The sequence below is a fragment of the Micromonospora sp. NPDC003776 genome, assembly GCF_053605645.1.
Genome location: NZ_JBSGJR010000690.1, coordinates 1 through 3,217 on the forward strand (window position 1 = coordinate 1; position 3,217 = coordinate 3,217).

Consider the following 3,217-nt stretch of genomic DNA (forward strand, 5'->3'; position numbering starts at 1 on the left):
TCGCCGCGCTCCTCGGCCCCGCTCACGGGCGCTCCCGCACGGCGGCCCGGACCTGCCGGATGCCCTCTAGGACGAGCTGCTCGGCGGCGGCGAGCTGGTCCCGGGTCACCACCACTCCGCCGTGGTGGGCCCGGATGAAGTCGTCGAAGGCGGCGGCGGTCGAGCGGGGCGTGAAGCCGTACTCGCGCTCCAGTCTGCTGGTGTCCACCACCCGACCGTGCACGAAGAGGTCCACCTGGTCCAACCCGTACCGGCCGAAGCCCAGGTTCCGGGCGACGGAGGCGACTCCGGCGAGGCCCGGTTCGAGCACCGGCACGGCCACCCGGCCGGCCCGCCGGATCGCCTGGGACAGGGAGAGCACCCCCGGCCCGGCCACGTTGTACGTCCCCGGGTGGTCCTCGGCGACCGAGCGGTGCAGCACCTCCAGGGCGTCGTCGAAGTGGACGAACTGGAGCCGCGGGTCCCGGCCGAAGACGGTGGGCACGACCGGCTGGGAGAAGTACCGGGTGAGCGTGGTGTCGGCGGTGGAGCCGATGAACGGCGCGAAGCGCAGCACGGTCGCGGTGACGTCGGCGCGCCGGCGGCGGAAGCCCCGGACGTACCCCTCGATGTCGAGGATGTCGCGGCCGAACCCACCGCGCGGCACCTCGCGCGGCTCGGTCTCCTCGGTGAAGACGGCGGGGTCGCGGAACGACACCCCGTACGCCGCGGTGGACGAGCGGACCACGAGCTTGCGCAGCCGGGGCGCCCGCTGGCAGGCGGCGAGCAGCTGCATGGTGCCGATGACGTTCTGTTCCTTCATCGCCGCGCGCCCGCCCTGCTGCGGGTCGGGGGCGGAGACCAGGGCCAGGTGCACCACCGCGTCGACGTCGAGGTCGACCAGCAGGCCGCCGAGCGAGTCGAGGTCGAGGCGGACCCGCTCGACCCCGGCCAGCAGTTCGGCGATCTCCGGGTTCGGGGTGGCCGGGTCGACCCCGATGACGCGGTCGATGCGCGGATCGGCGGCGAGGCGGGCGGCGACGTGCGCGCCGAGGTAGCGACCGACCCCGGTCACGACGACGACCCCCGGAGCACCTGGGGTGCCACCGGGGGTCATGTCGTGCGCCTTGCCCGGCAGGCGGGATCGAGCCGGGACGTCCACGGCCTGATCACCTGAGCCTCCGAGGGTCGACTGTTGGCAAGTGGTGCCGGTTGCCGGGCGGGGGCCCGGCTCCGGTCACTTGCCGAGACGGCGACGCTGGACGCGGGTCTTGCGCAGCAGCTTGCGGTGCTTCTTCTTAGCCATGCGCTTGCGGCGCTTCTTGACCACCGAGCCCATACGACAGCCTTTCGATGCAACGTGCGGGGCGGACCGGGAGACACCACCGCGGGTGGCGTCGGTGACCGCTTGCGGACAACGGACCGGACCAGCGTGGTGGGCAGGGCGCACCGGGGTGCGGTCACGATCGGGGTCCAGGGTAGCCGGAGTGCGTCAGCAGGACCAACGCGCCCCCGTCGATGCCCCTTTCGTCGCACTCGACGGCCGGGCCGTCGAGGCGTCAGGCGGTCTCCTGGAAGGCGCCCCGGAGGTATTCGTGCACGGCGTGCTCGGGCACCCGGAACGACCTGCCCACCCGCACCGCGGTCAGCTCGCCGCTGTGCACGAGACGGTAGACGGTCATCTTGGAGACCCGCATGACCGTCGCCACCTCGGCGACGGTCAGAAACCTGACATCCGACAGCCGTGCGTCGGACTGCGACCCGGCCATGGCTCACCGACCCATTCCCATGCCCGGCGCGTGCCACCGGGGCAGGTTGGCCCGGCCACGACGGGCAACGCGCGTGTTACCAGTACGGTAGCGGGGCGGCTGTGACCGGCGCGATCCCTTCCTTCTAATGATCATGGAATGTCCCCCGGTCGCCGCCGCGTTGACCTGGCGTTTTCTGCTCGCCCGGGCGGCTCGTCCGGTTCGGGCCACCCCGTCACTCCGCGCGCAGCGCCACCACCGGGTCGAGCCGGCCGGCCCGCTGCGCGGGCACCACGCCGAAGACGATGCCCACCACCGCCGAGACGCCGAACGCCAGCGCCAGCGACCACCAGGTGATCGCCGCCGGGATCGGCGAGACCGCGTCGACCAGCAGCGCGGTGCCGACGCCGAGCGCCATCCCGGTCAGGCCGCCGATCGAGGTGAGCAGCACCGCCTCCAGCAGGAACTGCACCCCGATGTCCCGGGGCCGGGCGCCGACCGCCTTGCGCAGCCCGATCTCCCGGGTCCGCTCGCGGACCGAGACCAGCATGATGTTGGAGACGCCGACCCCGCCGACCAGCAACGAGATGCCCGCGATGGCGGCCAGCACCCCGGTCAGCACGCCGAGGATGTCGCCGAGCACGCCGAGGATCTGCTGCTGGGTGACGGCGCTGAACTCGGTGTCCGGGTGCCGCCGGGACAGCTCGGCGACGATCCGGTCGCCCAGCTGGCCGATCCGCTCCCGGTCCGGGGCCTTGACCGCGATGCCGTCGATCCGCTGGGTGCCCCAGAGCCGCTGCGCCGCGGTGACCGGGATGTGCACCTCGTCGTCCCGGTCCACGCCCAGGCTCTGCCCGAGCGGGGCGAAGACGCCGATCACCCGGAACCGGACGCCGGCCAGGGCGACCTGCTGGCCGAGCGGGTCCCGGTCGGGGAAGAGCGCCCGGGCCACGGACGCGCCGAGCACCGCGACCCGCCGGCTGGTGTCCACGTCGGCGCCGGTGAGGTAGCGGCCCCGGGCGAGCGAGCGGGTGAAGACCGCCGGGGTGGTTTCCAGCACTCCCTGCACCGTGGTGAAGTCGGACCGGTTGCCGGCCCGGGCGGTCGCCCCGGAGGCGACGGTGACGGCGACCCGTCCCGGATCGCCGACCACCCGGGAGACCGCGTCCACGTCCTTGAGGTTGAGCGGCGACACCACCGGCGCGGTGCCCACGTCGATCTTGCCGGGAACCACCAGGAGCAGGTTCGAGCCGAGGCCCTCCACCTGCTGTTCCACCTTCTGCTTGGTGCCCGTGCCGATGGCCACGAGGATCACCACCGAGGCGACCCCGATGATCACCCCGAGCATGGTCAGCGCGCTGCGCATCCGGTTGGCCCGGAGCGCGTCCAGCGCCACCCGCCAGGCCTCCGCGACCCTCACCCGGCACCTCCAGGGCCGGCCTCGGCGGAAAGGCGTCCGGTGGCTCCGGTGGCTCCGGTGGCGCCGCCGG

At 73.4% G+C, this 3,217-nt stretch carries 4 protein-coding genes; all 4 read right to left on the reverse strand.

From position 1 onward, the window contains the following. Positions 1 to 22: 22 nt before the first annotated feature. Positions 23 to 1,096 carry an NAD-dependent epimerase/dehydratase family protein gene (locus ACWEVO_RS33395; RefSeq protein WP_452311412.1) on the reverse strand — a complete coding sequence of 358 codons (1,074 nt, stop codon included), beginning with the start codon at positions 1,094 to 1,096 and terminating at the stop codon, positions 23 to 25. A 120-nt stretch (positions 1,097 to 1,216) separates the two neighbouring features. After that, the gene (locus ACWEVO_RS33400; protein WP_007465623.1) at positions 1,217 to 1,318 is read right to left on the reverse strand and encodes a 30S ribosomal protein bS22; all 102 of its coding nucleotides are present in this window, start codon (positions 1,316 to 1,318) and stop codon (positions 1,217 to 1,219) included. Positions 1,319 to 1,538: 220 nt separating this feature from the next. After that, positions 1,539 to 1,748: a helix-turn-helix domain-containing protein gene (locus tag ACWEVO_RS33405; protein ID WP_046564428.1), complete on the reverse strand. Its 210-nt coding sequence runs from the start codon at positions 1,746 to 1,748 to the stop codon at positions 1,539 to 1,541. A 214-nt stretch (positions 1,749 to 1,962) separates the two neighbouring features. Further along, on the reverse strand, positions 1,963 to 3,147 hold the full coding sequence (locus ACWEVO_RS33410; RefSeq protein ID WP_452311413.1) for an ABC transporter permease: 1,185 nt from the start codon (positions 3,145 to 3,147) through the stop codon (positions 1,963 to 1,965). Positions 3,148 to 3,217 lie beyond the last annotated feature (70 nt).